Origin of the sequence: Marinicella pacifica, from assembly GCF_014636635.1 — a bacterium.
Classification (GTDB): Bacteria; Pseudomonadota; Gammaproteobacteria; order Xanthomonadales; family Marinicellaceae; genus Marinicella; species Marinicella pacifica.
Genome location: NZ_BMEO01000004.1, coordinates 19,751 through 38,612, shown reverse-complemented (window position 1 = coordinate 38,612; position 18,862 = coordinate 19,751). Strand labels below are relative to the sequence as shown.

The window sequence follows — 18,862 nt, the reverse complement described above, 5'->3', positions numbered from 1 at the left end:
TTTACAAACCGCTGATAAATTCATAAACCATCTTTTTGTTTATATCATAATGTTCTGCGACCACCGCAGCCGCCTGTTTGGGTGGCAGCAACGGTTTGAGTTGCCGAGCCAGGCGGCGGCTTTGGGCATCCATCGGATGCATCCGGGCTTTTGTCTGGCCGCTGACAGCCACCACAAATTCTCCTTTCTGGTGGTTTTTATCGGATTCAATGTCAGCCATCACTTTTTCAGCGCTACCAATAAAGAGCTGCTCAAAGCGTTTGGTTAATTCGCGGCCAACAGAAACCTGCGCATCGGCGCCCAAAACCAAAACCAGATCGTTTAATGAGTTGACAATGCGATGCGCAGATTCATAAAAAACATGGGTTTGATTCAAGGGTAATAAGTGCTGATAAAACGCTTGGCGCTGGTTTTGTTTGGGGGCTATAAACCCATGAAAAGTGAATGGCTGGACCGACAAACCGGCCACAGATAAAAAAGCAATCACCGCACTGGGCCCGGGAACAGGGACAACCTGAATGCCCTGTTGATGGGCCTGCTCAATCAAAGGAAAGCCGGGATCACTGATTAAAGGGGTGCCGGCGTCACTGATTAAAGCCATATTCTGGCCGGCTTTGATTTGTGCCAGCAGCTCCGGTGTGAGCTGATGTTCATTGTGGGTATGCAAGGACCGGGTGGCGGTTTCAATCCCATAGGTTTGCAGTAAACGCTTTGAATGGCGGGTGTCTTCACACAATACTAAATCACAGCTTTTCAGGGTATTAATCGCGCGGTAGGTGATGTCGTCTAAATGACCAATCGGTGTGGCCACCACATAAAGTGTGCCTGAATCTTTTGTATTCGCTTCTGTCATAACAAAGTATTTTAGACAATAATGCGGTAAAATCCTATTTATGAAATTGCATACGATTAAATACCTGATTCCATTGTTGACGCTTCTGTTAGCGGCCTGTGCCTCAGGTCCCGGCCGTGAACGGCCGAAAGACGAACGGCAGCTTGACAGAGCCTTAACGATTTATCAGCAGGGACGTTACTTTGAAGCGGCCGAATTGTTGTACCCCATGTGGCAACAGGATCCATCGAATCTTCAGGTTTACGAAGCTTTGTTGGACACCTATTTCCAATTGGGCGAACTGACCAGAATCTGGTCTCTGCAACAAAAGAACCGTCTGGACAGTGTGAAAATCGACGTTATTAACGCCGAGGTGGCCAATGTCAGTGAAGACTGTAAGGAAAATCTGCCGCTGTTATTAAATGCTGACACCACGTCACTGTCGCGCGAATGGCAACAGCGTTTGTACCGTATTCGCGCCTTGTGTGCCTTTGCTGCCGGTGACAAACTGGCAGCTGTTATTGATCGCATTCGTTTGGCCGACATGGCAGAGCCGGATCAACAATGGTTACTTTACGATGATATTGTGACTGATTTGAGCGCGCTTAAAACCGCTGATTTAATCATGCGCATTAGAGACTTCCAGAATGAGCCTTTGATTGAAGGGTGGCTGGAGGCGGCCTATTTGAATTTTGGTTCTGATGGCGAATCCACGCAGTTATTTCTTTCAGATTGGCCCAATCATCCGGCAGCGCGTTATTTTTATGGTTTTCAGGGTGATAAGGGTATGCGTAAAATCGCCGTCTTATTACCTTTGTCAGGACGTTTTGCCGGCGCCGGATTGGCGGTGCAAAAGGGCATGTTGACGGCCGCAAGCGATGATTTTGAACAAAGCCATGAGCTGTTGTTTTTTGATACCGGCAGTGCCGGGGAAAACATCGCAGGTGCCTGGTTTTCTGCACAGGCGGCTCAGGTGGACATGATCATTGGGCCACTGGACAAAGCATCGATTGAGCAGCTGACTCAGTTTTCTCCCCCCAGTGTCCCGATGATGGTGCTCAATCAGACTGATCAGGACTACTTTCAGTTTACTTTATCGCCCGAAGGTGAAGCGGAACAAGCGGCAAAGCGAATGTGGGAAGATGGATTGCGTCGGGTTTTGATATTTGCACCCGGTGGCGATTGGGGTCAGCGTATGAGTCAGGCTTTTGCGAATGAATTTGTTGCTTTGGGCGGTCAAATTTTAAACAATCATTACTTCAACCCGGCAACACGTGATTACTCGGCAACACTTCGTCAGCAGCTGGGTTTGGTGGAAAGTCAGTTGCGGGCTAAAAACCTGCAAAGCTATTTAAAGCTTGATTTGCAAAGTGAAGTGGTGGTCAGTGCTGAAATTGACGGTATTTTTATGCCTTCTCATCCTGATTTTGCGCGGTTACTGGTTCCTCAGCTGTTATTTAATCATGCAGGTCATGTGCCTGTGTATGCCACCTCTCACATTTACATGGATTCAAATGAATCACTGAATAATGATTTGTCCGGTGTTATTTTTGCCATCAGTCCCATTCAATTTCCCGACGGCTCCCTGCGTGAAACCCTCAATTTTGATTTAAACCGGATTGGTGACAGCCGTGATTTGTTTGCCCTGGGCTATGATGCCCTGTTACTGGTGGATCGCTTGCAATGGATGTCACGGGTCAGTGGAGGTCGTTTGCAGGGTCTTTCGGGATTACTGAGTATGGGACCGGATAAAAAAATCTATCGGACTTTACAATGGGCATTATTCGACAAGGGTGGCGTCGTTTCCATCAACTGATTTCGGGTCACAATAAACTGCCCGGAATCAATCGGTGGGAGCGCATGGCCTGCGAGTTTTTACAACAGCAGGGTCTGACCTTGCTCACCGGAAATTTTCGCATCAAAGCCGGTGAAGTGGATTTAATTATGCAGGACGGAGATACCGTTGTGTTTATCGAGGTACGTTACCGCCGTCATCAACAATGGGCCAGCGCAGAAGAATCCGTGACCCGTGCCAAGCAACACAGAATTTGTCAGGCGGCTGCGGCCTATTTGAAAAAAAAGCACATGACCAACCGCTGTTATTGCCGTTTTGATGTGGTGGCCATTAACGGTTCTTTAACCCCGCCACGTATAAACTGGATTGAGAATGCGTTCCAACAAACTTTTTTTAACTGAGGATTATTAAAAAATGAAAAAAATACTGCTGTTACTGATGTGTGGTTTACTGTTACAAGGCTGTGCCGCTGTTTTGGTGGGAGGTGCCATCGTCACAGGTGTCAATGTGGCGCATGATCGCCGTTCCAGCGGTCAGGTTTTGGACGATAAAATCATCACTGCCAGCGTTAAAAACGAAATCCGCAAACAAGTTGAACATGACAGCCGCATTAAAGTAGATACGTATAATGGCGTGGTGTTACTAGCCGGTGAAGTCAAAAATAATCAGGATCGCATTCGTGCGGAAGATGCCGCCGCCGTGAAAGATGGTGTGATGAAAGTTGTCAACCAGCTTAAAACCGTGGAAGAGGTCTCTAAAATGGGGCGACGTACCAAGGATAAATACATCGCTTCAAAAGCCAAAGGCTCGCTGTTAAAAATTGATATTCCCGATTTTGATCCAACCCGGGTGAAAATAACCGTTGCCAACGGAGAAGTCTTTCTCATGGGTTTGGTAACCCGGGATGAAGCCGATGCTGTGGTCGAACGCATCCGTCACTTACGGGGCGTGCACCGGGTGGTTAAAGTGTTTGAATATAAAGGTTAATCGGGTATCAGTCATTCAGACCTAAAAATTGTTGCAAATCGGCCATTGACAGTTGTTGCTTAACCAGCCAATGCTTGTCCTTTTTACTTAAACGTTTGATATGGTATTCTAAATTTTGGGCCCGGGCGCGACTTCCAACAGAGACCTGATAAACAAGCTCCAGTTGTTTAAACCGTCGGGTGAATTTAGCCCCCGGCGGTTTTTTTGACCGGTGTTGTTTTAGTCGGACTTCGGGATCGATGGCAATCCCGGTGTAAAGGAAATCTTGATCGCAATACAACAGGTAGAGACAATAAACCGGCGCTTTATTCACGTCGATTCAGGGTTGCTTGTTGTGGCTTTGTGGCTTTGTCGCGCTTTTTCTTTTTGGTTGGCATCACGTTTGTTTTTTAAAGCCACCAAAAGTGCCAGAGCAAAAAAAGCCCCCGGCGGTAACACCGCCACCAAAAAACCGCTGTATTCCGGGATCAGGGTGAGGGTCAGGTGTCGTCCCCAGTCACCGAACAACAAATGGGCTTGTGAGAACAAAGTACCCTGGCCGATTAATTCTCGTATGGCGCCGATGGCTATCATCACCAAAGCAAAACCCAGACCCACAAAAAAGCCGTCTTTAACCGATGACCACAGTGGATTTTTTGAGGCATAAGCTTCTGCACGACCCATGATTAAGCAATTGGTGACGATTAAAGGAATAAAGATACCTAAAATTAAATACAACTGGTGAAAATAGGCATTCATCACCATTTCTATCACCGTGACCACGCTGGCAATGAGCAACACAAAAAGCGGAATACGAATTTCTTGTCGGGTGATGGGGCGTATCATAGACACTAAAAAGTTGGTAATCACCACCACTGTAACGGTGGCAATGCCCATACCCAAGGCATTAATCACCGTATTTGAAACTGCCAGCAAAGGGCACAGTCCCAACATTTGTACCAAAGCGGCATTGTTGTCCCACAGCCGTGTCTTTATAAAATCACGCATCGTCTTTAACCGCTTCTTTTAACATTTTAAGGTCCAAAGTCTGTTCATAAAGCAAAGCTTTTTTAATCGCTCCCACCACCGCACGCGGGGTGATGGTGGCGGCGGTAATCTGATCAAATCGCCCACCGTCTTTTTTGACTTTCCAGTTTTTTGTAACCGGATTATCAAGAGAACGTCCGGGAAATTGCTGCAACCAGTCACTTTTTCCGCGTTCAATCAAATCACCCAGACCGGGTGTTTCCTTATGGTTAATGATGGCCACGTCGGTGATTTCACCGTTGACTTTAATGCCCACCATCAGTTCTATATCACCGGAATAGCCATTGCGTGCTGTTACCGGAACGGCCACCGCGCTGAATGCGCCATTTTTGCGGCCGATATACAGTTGTTTGGGTTTGCGATGACCCAGAGCGTCCGGTTCAAAAATCGTCACCGCATCAGCAATCACATCATTATCAACCAGCTGTTCCGGCAACAGCCGCTGCAATGATTTAAGGCGTGCTTGCAGACGCTGTCGTTCAATGGTATCTTTGGTGAGTTCGTGGGTTAGCATCAGCACCGCACTGGTGATTAAAGTAATCACCGCCAATATAACCGGCAATGTCCAGGTGTTTTTTTGGTTGGATTTTTCTTCGCTCATGGCTGACCTTTTTTGCCGTAAGGCTGGGGAATGGTTAAACGGTCAATCAAAGGCGCGGATAAATTCATGAGTAAAACCGCAAAAGCCACCCCATCGGGGTAAGCACCAAAATTTCGGATCAGAACGGTTAAAATGGCCACCCCTGCACCAAAGATAATTTTACCGCGGTTAGATGAGCAACCGGAAGTCGGATCGGTGGCAATAAAAAAAGCCGCCAGCATGATGCCACCTGAGAAGACATGCTGCTGAGGTGACATGTAAATATCGGCATTAAACAAATAAAACGGTGTGGCCGCTGCAATGGTGGTCATCAATACAGCTGCCGGTACATGCCAGGTAATCACCCGTTTAAACAATAACAACAGACCCCCTAAAAACAGCCAGTTGGCAATCCATTCCCAACCCAAACCACCGAAATCACCAAACACCGCGCCGGTGACAATCTCGCTTTGGGCAAAGCCTTGTTGCAAACCGGTTTTTAATGCCGTTAACGGGGTGGCCGCAGTCACCGCATCCACCGATATATCGGCGGGTAAGCCCGCAAAAACAACGTATAAAGTTTGTTGCCAGCCAATGGATTGTAAATTGTCGCCTAACTGTATCAAGCCGGCAGGCGGCAGCCACAGTGACATGGATTGTGGGAAAGCCACTAAAATGGTGGCAAAGCCCACCATCGCCGGGTTAAAAATATTATTGCCCAGGCCACCGTACAAATGTTTGGCCACCACAATCGCAAAAAACATGCCCACCACGGCCACATACCACGGTGCGATCGGTGATAAACACAAGGCAAACAACACCGCCGTCACCGGTACGGTTAAATCCGTTAAAAAAGGTTTGAGTGGTTGTTGGCGCCAGCGTAAACACCACCCTTCAAATAAATAGCCGGCGGCAGTGGCGAGCAGTATTTGAATGACTATGCCCACACCAAAATAAAACACATGGGCGGTGATGGCAGGAACCAAAGCCAGCAACACCCATCCCATGACTTTGGTGACACTGAAACGGGCCGGAATATGGGGTGAGCCTGATGTGTTTAATGCCGTAGTCATTGTTTATGGTCCTGGTCGGCTTGTTTGTTTTTAATGCGATCGAGCACCGCTGAGATTTCTTTTTTGGCGGTGCTTTTGTCTTTCAGTTTTTCGGCTTTGGCACGGCGTTGGGCCTGGCGTTCAGCTTTGATATCTTGTAAGCGCTGTTCGCGGTTTTCATGGCGTTGTTTGGCCAGTTGAGCCTTGGCTTTTTTGTAATCCTGGTAAGTTAATTCAGACTTGGCATACCGATAATAACTGACTAAATCAATGTGACTGGGACACACCCAGGAACAGGCACCGCATTCAATGCAATCAAATACATGGTGATTACGGGCTTTTTCCAAATCATCGCCCTGAATATACCAGAATAACTGCTGCGGTAATAAGTCCTGCGGGCAAGCTTTGACGCAATCACCGCAACGAATGCAGGGCAGCGTGGTTAAATCCGGTTGGCTGCTGTCTTTATTCAGCAGTAACAGGCAATTGGTGGTTTTGTCCACACCAATTGCCGAATTCGGCATCGGATAGCCCATCATCGGGCCGCCGACCACCAGCTTTTCGATACCTGACAGTGTACATTCTGCCGTTGCCAATAAGCGCTCAAAAGACGTGCCGACAGGGGTTAAATAGTTACCCGGTCGGCCCACCTGATCCCCGGTCACTGTCACCAACCGTTCGGTCAGTGGCCGGTTGTGTTCCACCGCATCATACACCGCTTTGGTGGTGGCCACATTTTGCATAATAATCCCCAGAGATAAGGGTGTTTGACCGCTCGGTACTTCAAGACCCGTGAGTACCTTAATCAATTGTTTTTCACCCCCTGTGGGGTAGATGGTGGGTACTTTGATGACCTCAATACCAGTCAATTCGAGGGTGTTGATGGTTTTATCCAATAAGGATTTTACGCTACCCAAATTGTCCTCAATCGCAATCACGGCACGTCGCGCATCGGCAGCCTGCATGAGTAAATCAGTGCCCTTCAGTAAAGCTTCGGCTTCATCCAGCATCAGGCGTTCATCGCAGGTGATATAGGGCTCACACTCGGCACCGTTAATGATAAGTAAATGATCCTGGTTGTGAGTTTGGTGATCATACTTTACATGGGTGGGAAAACCGGCACCGCCCATGCCCAGTATCCCCGCTTTCTGGATACGCTGAATCAGACTGGTGCGGTTAATCGATTGTAAAGGCGGTAAATATTCAATGGTTTCGTCCTCTGCATCGGTGTCTAAAATGATGCAAGGTGCCACTTCGGCATCCGGTGCAGCCGTGGGTCGTTCCTCAATGGCATGAATGGTGCCCGAAAAAGGTGCATGTACCACCACCCCAAAAGGGTGTATCGGTTGGGCAATGACCTGGTATTTATTAACCCGGTCGCCGACTTTCACCACCGGTTGTGAAACGTGGCCACGGTTGACCCGTAAAGAAATCACCAGTTGTTCGGGCCGATCAATGGCAATCACCTCACTGCGCACGGATAATTCCTTGTGGTGTTTAAGCACCAAGCCGCCATGAAAGCTGTCGAGACGGTCTTTTATCCGGGCCATTGTTGTGCCTCCTCAATGGTCATCATCAGCCGGGGTTTTTCCTGACGGTGAATGCGGCTGGGCAAAGGTGCTGGGATTTGGATAATACAATCCACCGGGCAGGCGGGGATACACAAATCGCAGCCCGTGCATTCATCACCAATAATCGTGTGCATATGTTTGGCGGCCCCGACAATGGCATCCACAGGGCACACCTGAATACATTTGGTGCATCCGATGCAATCGGCTTCGATAATTTCTACAATCGTATCCACTTCATCCTCAACCCCGTTGTCAGGATTGAGTTCCAGCTCTTCCACATCCAGCAGTGCAGCCAGTTTGCGAATTCCTTCCTGGCCACCGGGCGGGCATTGGTTGATTGGTGCTTCGCCTTTGGCAATCGCTTCGGCGTAGGGTTTACAGCCGGGATAGCCGCATTGGCCGCATTGGGTTTGGGGCAATACCTGGTTAATTTGCTCCACCACCGGATTGCCTTCGACTTTAAATTTGCGCGCCACCCACACAATCATAAGACCGAACAGGCCGGCCAGTATCAGCATACCGAGTAAGGCCAGAAGATAATTCATGTGCTTACCATGCCGCCAAAGCCCATAAAAGCCAGCGCCATAATGCCGGCCGTAATCAAGGCAATTGGAATGCCTCGAAAAGATGCGGGTATATGAGCCATCTCCAGGCGTTCACGGATGGCTGAAAACAACACCAATACCAAGCCAAAACCAAAAGCAGCCCCAAAACCGAACACCGCTGACTCCAGTAAACTGTTTTGTTGTTGGACGTTTAACAAGGCCACACCCAAAACCGCACAATTGGTGGTGATTAAAGGTAAAAATAAACCCAATACCTGGTACAGCAAGGGAGAAGATTTGTGCAGAATCATTTCAGTCATTTGTACCGTGACTGCAATCACCAGAATAAAACTCAAGGTTTTTAAGTATTCAATCTGCAAAGGTACTAACAGGTATTCATTCACCAGATAACTGACAATCGATGATAAGGTCAGTACAAAAGCGGTGGCATAAGCCATGCCGAGGGCTGATTTGTATTGACTGGACACGCCCATAAACGGACACAGCCCTAAAAAGCGAACCAACACGAAGTTATTCACAAAAGCTGCACTGATGAAAATGACAAAAAAAGTGGTCATTGACCTGAACCTGTCCGCTTAAACTATTTCACCCGCATACCGGCTTTGGCACCGTCATCCGGTGTTAACAAAAAAACATCCTCACCACCGGGGCCCGCGGCCAGCACCATCCCCTCTGACAGGCCAAAACGCATTTTACGCGGGGCTAAATTGGCCACCATCACCGTCTGCCGGCCCACCAGGTCTTCAGGTTTATAGGCGGCTTTGATGCCGGCAAAAACGTTTTTTTCAAGACCGCCGAGATCCAACGTTAATTGAATTAATTTATCGGCTTTTGGTACCGCCTTAGCCGCCACGATTGTGGCCACGCGAAAATCCAGCTTGGCAAAATCATCAAAACTGATTTCTTCGCTGATGGGGTCATCGACCAATGGGCCGGTGGGTTGTTTTTCCCGGGTGGTTTTTAAGTCTTCCTGGCTTTGTTGCATAATGGTTTCTAAGGTATCAGTTTCTATGCGTTGTAACAAGGGTTTAAACGGCTTGATGGTATGGTTTAACAAGGGCTTTTCAGCGGCATGCCATTGCGTCAGGTCAGTGTTCAAAAAATCAGCGGCTTTCTTCGTAGTGTGCGGTATCACCGGCGCCAACCAGGTCATCAGCACCCGAAACAAATTTAAACCGGTGGTACACACTTGATGCACTTCTTCGAGGCGGTTTTCATCTTTTATCGCCACCCAGGGCTCTTTTTCGGCAATGTACTGATTGGCCTGATCCGCCCAGTGCATAATCAAACGAATGGCGGCACTGTATTTTCTGGCTTCAAACAATTCGGCCACCGTGTCATGTTGGTCCATAAACTGTTCATATAAATTCGCTTGATCCAATTGATCGGCCAGGCGCAAATCAAATTGCTTTTTGATAAAGCCGGCGGTTCGGGAAGCGATGTTCACCACTTTGCCCACCAAATCGCTGTTAACACGTTGTCGAAAATCATCCATATTCAGATCTATATCAACCAGGTTGTCGGATAATTTAGCCGCAAAGTAATAGCGTAAATAATCGGGGTTTAAATGGTCCAAATAAGTTGAAGCCTTAATAAACGTGCCCCGTGATTTACTCATTTTGGTGCCGTTAACGGTCAAAAAACCATGGGCATACACCGCATTGGGTTGTTTCATGCCGGCACCGCACAACATGGCGGGCCAAAATAGGGCATGAAAATACAAGATATCTTTGCCGATAAAATGCACCATCTCATGATCACTGTCAGGGTCAATCCAGGGTGCAAAATCTTCACCCCGCTGCTCACACACATATTTCAAACAGGCCAGATAACCCACCGGCGCATCCATCCAGACATAAAAGTATTTATCTTTTTCACCGGGGATTTGAAAACCAAAATAGGGCGCATCCCGGGAAATGTCCCAGGATTGTAAGCCTGCCTCAAACCATTCATTGAGTTTGTTTTTAACCTCATCCTGCAAAGTGCCTGAAGTCACCCAGTCCTTGAGCATGGGTTCAAAATTGTTGAGGTTAATAAACAAGTGCTTGGATTCTTTTAAAACAGGCGTGGCACCACTGACGGCTGATTTTGGGTTTTTCAGATCAGCCGGATCATAGGATGCGCCGCAGGCTTCACAGTTGTCGCCGTATTGATCGTCGGCACCACATCGCGGACAGGTGCCCCGCAGGAAACGGTCCGGTAAAAACATATTTTTTTCAGGATCGTAATATTGGGCAATGATTTTTTCATCAATATGACCGGCGCTTTTGAGCTTGTTGTAAATGTCGGTCACCAGTGACCGGTTTTCTTCGGAGTGTGTGGAATGGTAATGGTCGTAAGAAATGCCAAAAGCCTGCAAATCGCGCCAGTGCTCTTCACGCATACTGTCCACCAGTTGTTCAGGGCTTAAACCCTTTTTTTCGGCGAGCAGCATTATTGGGGTGCCATGGGCATCATCGGCACACAGGTATTTGATTTCGTGGCCTAAACTGCGCATTAAGCGCGCCCAGATATCCGATTGGGTGTGCTCGACCAAATGGCCCAGATGCAAGGAACCACTGGCATACGGCAGGGCAGACGTGACTAAAATTTTACGGGGTTGTGCGGACGCTTGAGTCATCAGATAATGGCGGTTAAAAAAACCCGCCTATTATCTCATGTGCGCCCGCAAACTTCTATACGAAAGGCCGGCTTGCTTAGTTTGATGATTGACTTTTCTCACCAATATGCTGGTCTAAGAAATCCAACATTTTATTGTACAATTCGATGCGATAAGGTACTTTTTGAAAGCCGTGTCCGTCTTTTTTATAGAAGGTTTCATAGCGAATATTCTTTTCTTTTAATTTTTCTTCAAGGATTTCAGCGTTTCCAATGGTAACCCGAACATCTTTTGTTCCGTGAACAATCATTAACTTGGCTTTTAATTTATCAAGATGATAGACTGGTGAGCGTTCTTTGTTTAATTCCTCGAAGTTTTCACCCAGCATTCTGGTAAAAAACCATTCTTTAAGAGAATTATTGCCCTTAAACATATCCGTAGATTTCATATGATAAGCCAGTTCATAAGTTCCAGCATCGGGAATCGAACATTTGTATAAATCGGGTTCTTTAACGACAGCTTGCATAGCGGCATAACCACCATAACTTATACCGTGAATACAAATTCTATTTTTATCGGCATAACCTTTATCGATAGCCCAAAGCGTGGCATCAGTTATGTCGTCTTGCATTTTAGCGCCCCATTCATGATATCCAGCTTCTTCAAATTCGCTGCCGTAACCTGACGAACCTCTGTAGTTGAGCTGAAGAACTAAGTAGCCCCTGTTTGCAAATAATTGTGGGCGAGGATACCATCGCCAGGTATCCATGACCCCATATGGACCGCCATGGGGGAAAACAATGAGCGGTAGGTTTTTTAATTCTTTATTTTTAGGAATTGTTAACTGACCGTACATTTTTAAACCATCTCTGGTTTGAATGGTAAAAGGTTCAACCTTAGCCATTTTGTTTTTATCTATGCTTGGTAAAACACTGGCTAAATAGCTAACTTTATTTTGGTTTTTATTAAATATGTAATAGTCACCTGGATTTCTGTCACTTCTTACAAATAAGGTAGTAAGGTTTTTATCCTTTGTGTAAGTTCCTATGGATACAGTGGATTGTGGAAAACTGGCGCGAATAGATTTGTGAAAATTGACTTCTTCTGCCACATCATCATCTTCCAAATAATAATAGTTTGGATATCCTGCTTCATAGTAAGCACCAATAAATTCTTCATTTTTACCATAGGCACCAGAAATAACATCGGCATCAGGATGCCTGAATAAAAGATTGATTTCATTGGTTTTAAAATCATATTCAAATAATCCATTAGCCCCTTTTCCTGGAAGATCGTAATTTGAGATAAAATAAAACTTATCATTGGCTTTGTTATATCCCAATCCGGAAAATACAGGCTTTTCTTTTCTTTGATTGTTAACTTTTAAAGATTTCCAATCCCCATTTGATGAACGTACATGAATGTACAAAATATCATCGTCATAATTTTTTTTGTCTACCGGATCAAATTCATAGGCAAGTCGGGCATTGTCATTGTGGTCAAAACTAATAAACTGAATTGTTGAATGCATACCACCTACAGTTTTAGGTTCAACAGCCTGGTAATCAGTTTTTAAGGTATGGACATTCATTTTGTGGACTTTTACACCATCTTCAAAATACTTATTGATTAACACATAATCAGGTTCATTTTCTAAAAATGAAACTATATTGCTGTACTGAACCGGAATCGATTTTCTTTTTTTACCATTTAAATTTGCAAAATAGGCTCTGTAGTTTTTTGGCGCCCCATCAAGCCATCCTGTAATATCTGCTCCTAAAAAGTAAAGACGATTGTTATTGACCCAATCAAATTGAACGATTTCCCGATCAGCACCTACGTCAAAGGCGTAAATTCCTTTTTTTGTTTTTATATTCATTGTGCCAAGTTTAACCCGGTCTCCCTCCTCAAATGTATAAGCAAGGTGTTTGCCATCAGGTGAAATTTTGACAGATTTGAATTGAACTTTAGCGGCAAAATTCTCAACCGGAACGGGTTCTGCCTGGCTGAGAACTGGGCTGATAAGTAAGGGTATAAATAACAGAATTTTAAACATAATAGATGGGTTGTTGCTTGAAAAATAAGAAAAAAATGAGCACCAGGGAAGCATCTTAATCAATGCGGTGCGGATTTGACAATTTCTTTTTTCATTATCAGTAAATTGCCATAGCCGTCTTTGGGGGTGGCAAATTCCCAGGAATCCATCACCGTGTCAATAAAATTAATGCCCATTTGGCCGGGTTGCAGTTGTGACAGGTCGCGGGGTTTGATGCTGCTGTCATAGACTTCCGGGGCAAAATCCCGCAAATAGAAACTTAAGGTGCTGTTCTGACGCAAAATAGCCAGTTCAATTTCACCATCATCAGTGTTTTTATAGGCATGTCGGATGATGTTGGTGATGGCCTCATCCAGAGCCAGTATGATTTTTTGTTGTTGTGAGGCGTTAAAGCCCACATCAATAACAATGTTCTCCACCTGCTGTCTGATTTTTTTCAGTTCACAGGGGTCTGCCATAAAACGGATATTCAAAAGTATATGGTCGGTCAGGTGATGACGTTTTTCAATTAAAATAAGGGTCGCATCATCATTCAGCCGGTTGCGTCGGGTGGCGGTAATCAGCTTGCCAATTCTGACTTCGGGTGCCTCAGATTCGAGGCTTCGGATGTGTTGAATTACGCCGGCCAGTTCCATGCGCTGGTTATTTTCATTGCGGGCGTCGGTCAAGCCATCGGTCAATAAATACAAACCGCCTTTGTTGAGTTTTTTGGATTGCTGATTAAAAGAAATTGAGCTGGCTTTGATTCCTAAAGGCGGCGCATCGGCCTGCCATGTCTCGGTGTCACAATCGGGGCACATATAAATGACCGGTGGCAAACCGGCATTGGACCAGGTGACGGTGTCAGTTTTGGGGTGGTAATATCCCACCGCTGCACAGACAAACAGGCCGCGTGATGATTTTTCGCACAGCTCTTTATTGGCTTTGGCCAGCCATTGGCCCGGCGGCAATTGGTCTTTGCCAATCCAGCGTAATAAACTGCTGGCACGCACCATCAGCATGGCCGCGTCCAGTCCTTTTCCGGAAACATCACCGATAAAAAACCCCACCGTGCCATTATTGAGTTCAAAAAAATCATAAAAATCGCCGGACACCTCGTTGGCTGATAAGTTACTGCCAACCACCGGGAATGGCGGATCCTGACGTCCCGGCAATAAAGAGCGTTGTAACCTTCTGGCCAGGGTCAGTTCTTTTTTGAGGCGTTTTTGTTCAACAAATTCAAGGGTATAGCGGGCATTGACAATGGCGAGCGCCAGCGGTGTGGCCAGAAGCCGTAAAATGTCCACATCCCGACTGTCAAATAGGGTGTTGTCCTGATGGTTTAACAGCTGAATAACGCCAATGGTCTGATCATTGCTTATCAAAGGAGAGCACAGCACTGAGTGGGTTCGAAAGCCGGTCAGGGTGTCCACATGGCAGACAAAATCTTTGTCTTTTTGGGCGTCTTCAATAATCTGACATTTGCCCTCCAGATAGGTGCGGCCGATAATGCCGCTGTCAATTTTGATGGACATATCGGTGATGTCCACCGGTCCTGAACTGGCGCGACAGATTAAGTTCTGTTCATTTTTATCTGCCAAAAAGATACTGGCGGCCTCTGCATTCATGTAATCACGAATGCGTTTTACCGCGCGACGCAAGACTTCGTTTATGTTCATGGTATTCACGAAATCCTGTGTTAAATCCGCCAACAGGGTCAGCTGTTGTAGTGTGCCCGCGGATTGTTGACCGTCTTCTGTGCTGAAAAAAGTTTTTTTTTCGGTCATGGCATTGGTTTTTTGGGGTCTTGGGTGTTTTGTTTGGCTTTTTGACTGCGTTTTTGTCGTTTTTGGCGCAGGCTGTGGATGGTCAACACCACGCCTGAAATGGCATAAGCACTAAAAGTTACAAATAAGACCCATTGGGTTTTTATGGCCAGCAACACAAATACCAGCACCAAAATTAAAACCCAAATGAATGAGACGTTTTCTTTAAAATTGATGGTCTTAAACGAATAATACCGCAAACGGGAGACCAACAACAATCCCACAACAATGGTCAAAGGTAAAGCCACAAATTTCAGATCCGGACCGGCGAGTTCCAAATCAAGGCAAATCCACACAAAGGAAGCGAGAACCGCCGCCGCTGCCGGCGATGGCAAGCCTTGAAAATAAGCCTTGTCGATGGTGCCAATTTGGGTATTAAAGCGGGCCAGTCGTAAGGCCGCACTCACGGCATAGATAAAAGCGGCCAGCCAGCCGATTTTTCCCATCACCGGATGAATGTCGCCCAAAGTGATTAACGACCATTTGAACATGAGAACTGATGGCGCAATCCCAAAAGACACCAAATCGGACAGTGAATCATATTGCTCACCAAACTCGGATTGGGTGTTGGTCAGTCGCGCCACACGGCCGTCTAAAGCGTCCAGCAAAGCCGCAATAAATATACTTAAACAGGCCATTTCATATTTTTCGGCAATGGCTGCAATAATGGCGTAATATCCGGAAAACAAAGCACCGGTTGTAAACAGATTTGGCAATAAATAAATGCCTTTTTTCCTGGCGGTGTCTAATTTAGTCATGTTTGTAAATAATTTAACTGATTATTAATTGTACAGAAAATAGAATGGTCATGCTTGCTATTTACAGGGAATATTTTTATTATTGAGATGTATTGTACGTGGAGAACGTGATGAAATTAAGCATTCTGTTATTTCTGTGTGTGTTGGGTGCCACAACACTTGCTGCCACAAAGGTCTATAAGTGGGTGGATAAGGATGGCAATATTCACTATTCAGAAAAAAAGCCGCCGAATCAACAGGCCGATACTTTGCGTATCAAAGAGCATAAACCACAACCCGCGCCGAATCAAAACGACCCAGCCGCGAATCAATCTGATTTAGAAAGTGAATCCGCTGCGGCCGATGATGACGCTGTTTTGCGGGAACAATCTGAAAAAGCGTTGGCGGCGGCCGATCAAGTGAACAAACAAAAGCTATGTCAACAAGCCAAAGCCAATCGGGATGCTTTAAATGCCAGTGTGCGGGTATCCAGAATCGATCCCAAAACCGGCGAACAAGTCCGGATGACGGATGATGAACGGGTGAATGCTTTACAGAAAGCCGAAAAAACCATCATAGAATATTGTCAATAATCATCGGTTCACAAATCAAAAAACTGTGATTCTCATACGCGCGTTTCCGCTTTCGACATACGCAGCACATTGCTGGGGCTGATGTGTCTTTTCAGGATTTAACCACCGGGTCGGATGCGCTCAATGAGCGGCCCGACTGGTTGTCGGCCTTTCCCTTTATTCGCCAACACTGGCCCGCGGTCATCAAAATCCGGCAACGCTATCCGCTATTATCGGATTATCAGGTCATCAGGGATTGGCAAACCTTTTATGACAGTAATCAATCAATCGGTTTGTCGGCCTGTTTGCGGCGATTTCGACAAACACGCTTGGCCTATATTGCTGCTCAGGATTTAGACCAGGCAGTTGGCAGGCATTTAACGGCATTGCATGCTGTGAGTGATTTGGCCGATACTTTAATACAACAAGCCTACCATGCGGCGGTTTCTGAGATGACCGCGCGCAGCGGTGTTGTGCGTGATGCGCAAAATAATCCGCAATATTTACACATCTTTGCGCTGGGAAAATTAGGCTCAGGTGAACTGAATTATTCGTCAGATGTTGATTTGGTGTTTGTTTATGAGCAAGGGAATTGTTCAGACGGCCAAAAATCTTTGGAAGCCGGTCGATATTTTAACCGGCTTGGCCAAAAACTCATTCAATTACTTGATCAATATACCGATGAAGGTCGGGTTTACCAGGTGGATATGCGCCTGCGGCCGTTTGGTACGGTGGGGCCTTTGGCTTGTTCTTTGGAGGCCTTGCAGCATTATTTACTTCATGAAGGCCGGGAATGGGAACGTTTTGCCTGGATGCGAGCCCGGCAGGTGGCCGGTGATCAGACAACCGGTGAGCGAATTTTAGCGGCCATTAAACCGTTTATTTATCGACGTCATCTGGATTATTCTGTCTTTGAATCGCTGGCCAAAATTAAAGCGGATATGACCTTATTCACAGATTATGAAGCGGATGATTTAAAGTATGGTTTAGGCGGTATTCGTTCGGTTGAGTTTGTGGTGCAATCCTTGCAAATGACCTTTGGTGGTCGTGATGAGACGCTGCAAGGGGTGTCCATTTACAATCAAATTCTACAGTTGTATGAAGCCGGTAAATTGTCTGCCGCAGATAAAGACATTTTAATGATGGGCTGGCTGTGGTTACGTAAAAGCGAAAATACGCTGCAGGTGGTGAATGACCAGCCCAAGCATGCTTTTTCGTTTCCGGATGGATTAAAAAACCACATAGCGCGGTTTTTTAATCAAGCCGATTGGCACGCATACCAACATCAATTGCAGTTATTCAGAAACCAGATTGATGTCATTTTCAGACATTTGTTTGCAGATATTGCCACGGCCGAAGTGGCACTTACCGCAGATGAACAACGACTGATCAATGAGAAAATGGCTGAATTACCCTTACAACGTTTGCCAAAATCGACTTCTGAAAAAGTCTACGGTGTTCTTCAACAGGCTGTTTTAATTGGCCGCAATGCGCAGTCGGTCCAATCACAATCATCCCGACTGCATGCGGCTGCAGACCCTGAGGGTTTTCATGAAGATAATAAAACCCCGGTTATTGCCTGGCAGCGATTGATGCAAGTGATCAGGGCCATTGTCAAACGACCCAGCTATTTATCGATGCTGGTCAAAGAACAACCGGTTCTGGTGGCTTTGTTGCGGCTGATTCAAAAACATGATTATGTGGCCCAAACTGTCGCCCGCTTTCCGGTGCTGTTGGAGTTGTTGTTTGAAGCCCATGATTTGCCACAAGAATTAACACTTGAATGGTTGCAGCAATCCTGGGAACAACAACGGATGCCGGTTGATGATGTGGAACAGTGGATGGAAGCTTTGCGCTATTTTAAGCTCAGCACCCAGTTTCTGATTATCTGCGATTGGCTCAATAATAAACACGGCCATCGCCATACCTGCCATCGTTTGTCTCGCCTGGCAGAATTTATTCTGAAATGCGTTATCGAATTCAGTCACCGGGAAACTTGTGAAAAGTTACAACCTCATGCGACATCAATCATTAACAGTCAACAATTAATGGTCATTGCCTATGGCTCATTGGCTTCGGGACAAATGAAACTGTCATCGGATATGGACCTGGTTTTTGTGATAGATTGTGAGGTTATTTCCAATGAGCAGCGTTATTTTATGCAACGATGGGTGAAACGCATCACCCATCATTTGAATGCGAGGCTTTATCACGGTCATCTTTATGACATTGATTTACAGTTGCGTCCCAATGGCAACTCCGGCAGTCTTGTGACTTCCTTAATTGAATTTACCGATTACCAAAAAAACCGCGCCTGGATTTGGGAACATGCGGCTTTGATCAAATCCAAACTGGTGTATGGCACAGAGCGGCAACACAAACTTTTTAAACAATTAAGACACAGTATTTTAAGCCGGCCGAGACAACCTGATGACGTCCATCAGGCGCTCGATGATATGCGTAACAAGCTGGTGAAAACCGACAGTGAACATCAGCTGGAATTTGAGGTGATGGCTGCGGTGCTGATTCACAGTCACGCGCACCCGGAACTGGCTGAGCAGCAATATTTATCGGATATGTTCACCATCTTAAAAGACCTCAAACTGCTCAGCACCCAACACACTTTGCCGGCACCTCCCATTCCGGTTAATTAAAAAAAGCCCGGATAAAACGGGCTTTTTAAT

General features: G+C 46.1%; 17 protein-coding genes. 5 read left to right on the top strand and 12 right to left on the bottom strand.

Annotated features, from left to right (window positions below; all coding sequences use genetic code 11):
• Position 1 precedes the first annotated feature (1 nt).
• Positions 2-853: a 16S rRNA (cytidine(1402)-2'-O)-methyltransferase gene (gene rsmI / locus IEV16_RS05925; RefSeq protein WP_188364765.1), complete on the bottom strand. Its 852-nt coding sequence runs from the start codon at positions 851-853 to the stop codon at positions 2-4.
• Between the two features lie 40 nt (positions 854-893).
• On the opposite strand from rsmI, the gene IEV16_RS05920 reads away from it, so the two are divergent.
• Genes IEV16_RS05920 through IEV16_RS05910 form a run of 3 tightly spaced genes read left to right on the top strand, consistent with a single transcriptional unit; the run spans position 894 to position 3,614 of the window.
• Positions 894-2,648, top strand: a complete 1,755-nt coding sequence (locus IEV16_RS05920; protein WP_188364764.1) for a penicillin-binding protein activator — start codon at positions 894-896, stop codon at positions 2,646-2,648.
• Positions 2,606-3,028: a YraN family protein gene (locus IEV16_RS05915; protein ID WP_188364763.1), complete on the top strand. Its 423-nt coding sequence runs from the start codon at positions 2,606-2,608 to the stop codon at positions 3,026-3,028. Before IEV16_RS05920 ends, IEV16_RS05915 begins: the two co-directional genes overlap by 43 nt.
• A 13-nt stretch (positions 3,029-3,041) precedes the next feature.
• Positions 3,042-3,614, top strand: coding sequence for a BON domain-containing protein (locus IEV16_RS05910; RefSeq protein WP_188364762.1), 573 nt, complete (start codon positions 3,042-3,044; stop codon positions 3,612-3,614).
• A gap of 7 nt (positions 3,615-3,621) precedes the next feature.
• Here the strand turns inward: IEV16_RS05910 and IEV16_RS05905 are convergent, their stop codons facing one another.
• The 11 genes from IEV16_RS05905 to pssA form a co-directional block, all read right to left on the bottom strand.
• Entirely contained in the window at positions 3,622-3,927 is a 306-nt protein-coding gene (locus IEV16_RS05905; RefSeq protein ID WP_229728264.1) for a GIY-YIG nuclease family protein, read from the bottom strand.
• The gene (locus IEV16_RS05900; protein WP_188364761.1) at positions 3,924-4,601 is read right to left on the bottom strand and encodes an electron transport complex subunit E; all 678 of its coding nucleotides are present in this window, start codon (positions 4,599-4,601) and stop codon (positions 3,924-3,926) included. The genes IEV16_RS05905 and IEV16_RS05900 overlap by 4 nt, the downstream gene beginning before the upstream one ends.
• On the bottom strand, positions 4,594-5,241 hold the full coding sequence (gene rsxG / locus IEV16_RS05895) for an electron transport complex subunit RsxG (protein ID WP_188364760.1): 648 nt from the start codon (positions 5,239-5,241) through the stop codon (positions 4,594-4,596). Before rsxG ends, IEV16_RS05900 begins: the two co-directional genes overlap by 8 nt.
• Positions 5,238-6,293 (bottom strand): RnfABCDGE type electron transport complex subunit D, encoded by a 1,056-nt coding sequence (locus IEV16_RS05890; protein WP_188364759.1) that lies wholly within the window; start codon positions 6,291-6,293, stop codon positions 5,238-5,240. The genes rsxG and IEV16_RS05890 overlap by 4 nt, the downstream gene beginning before the upstream one ends.
• Positions 6,290-7,822, bottom strand: coding sequence for an electron transport complex subunit RsxC (gene rsxC / locus IEV16_RS05885; RefSeq protein WP_188364758.1), 1,533 nt, complete (start codon positions 7,820-7,822; stop codon positions 6,290-6,292). The genes IEV16_RS05890 and rsxC overlap by 4 nt, the downstream gene beginning before the upstream one ends.
• On the bottom strand, positions 7,810-8,388 hold the full coding sequence (gene rsxB / locus IEV16_RS05880; RefSeq protein WP_188364757.1) for an electron transport complex subunit RsxB: 579 nt from the start codon (positions 8,386-8,388) through the stop codon (positions 7,810-7,812). Before rsxB ends, rsxC begins: the two co-directional genes overlap by 13 nt.
• The gene (rsxA, locus tag IEV16_RS05875; RefSeq protein WP_188364756.1) at positions 8,385-8,966 is read right to left on the bottom strand and encodes an electron transport complex subunit RsxA; all 582 of its coding nucleotides are present in this window, start codon (positions 8,964-8,966) and stop codon (positions 8,385-8,387) included. Before rsxA ends, rsxB begins: the two co-directional genes overlap by 4 nt.
• 23 nt (positions 8,967-8,989) lie before the next feature.
• Entirely contained in the window at positions 8,990-11,029 is a 2,040-nt protein-coding gene (gene metG, locus IEV16_RS05870; RefSeq protein WP_188364755.1) for a methionine--tRNA ligase, read from the bottom strand.
• Positions 11,030-11,105: 76 nt separating this feature from the next.
• Positions 11,106-13,064: an alpha/beta hydrolase family protein gene (locus tag IEV16_RS05865; protein ID WP_188364754.1), complete on the bottom strand. Its 1,959-nt coding sequence runs from the start codon at positions 13,062-13,064 to the stop codon at positions 11,106-11,108.
• 59 nt (positions 13,065-13,123) lie between these two features.
• On the bottom strand, positions 13,124-14,830 hold the full coding sequence (locus IEV16_RS05860) for a SpoIIE family protein phosphatase (protein WP_188364753.1): 1,707 nt from the start codon (positions 14,828-14,830) through the stop codon (positions 13,124-13,126).
• Positions 14,827-15,627 carry a CDP-diacylglycerol--serine O-phosphatidyltransferase gene (gene pssA, locus IEV16_RS05855; RefSeq protein ID WP_188364752.1) on the bottom strand — a complete coding sequence of 267 codons (801 nt, stop codon included), beginning with the start codon at positions 15,625-15,627 and terminating at the stop codon, positions 14,827-14,829. The genes IEV16_RS05860 and pssA overlap by 4 nt, the downstream gene beginning before the upstream one ends.
• Before the next feature lie 110 nt (positions 15,628-15,737).
• On the opposite strand from pssA, the gene IEV16_RS05850 reads away from it, so the two are divergent.
• Entirely contained in the window at positions 15,738-16,199 is a 462-nt protein-coding gene (locus IEV16_RS05850) for a DUF4124 domain-containing protein (protein ID WP_188364751.1), read from the top strand.
• A gap of 83 nt (positions 16,200-16,282) precedes the next feature.
• Positions 16,283-18,832, top strand: a complete 2,550-nt coding sequence (gene glnE, locus IEV16_RS05845) for a bifunctional [glutamate--ammonia ligase]-adenylyl-L-tyrosine phosphorylase/[glutamate--ammonia-ligase] adenylyltransferase (RefSeq protein ID WP_188364750.1) — start codon at positions 16,283-16,285, stop codon at positions 18,830-18,832.
• Positions 18,833-18,862: the final 30 nt, after the last annotated feature.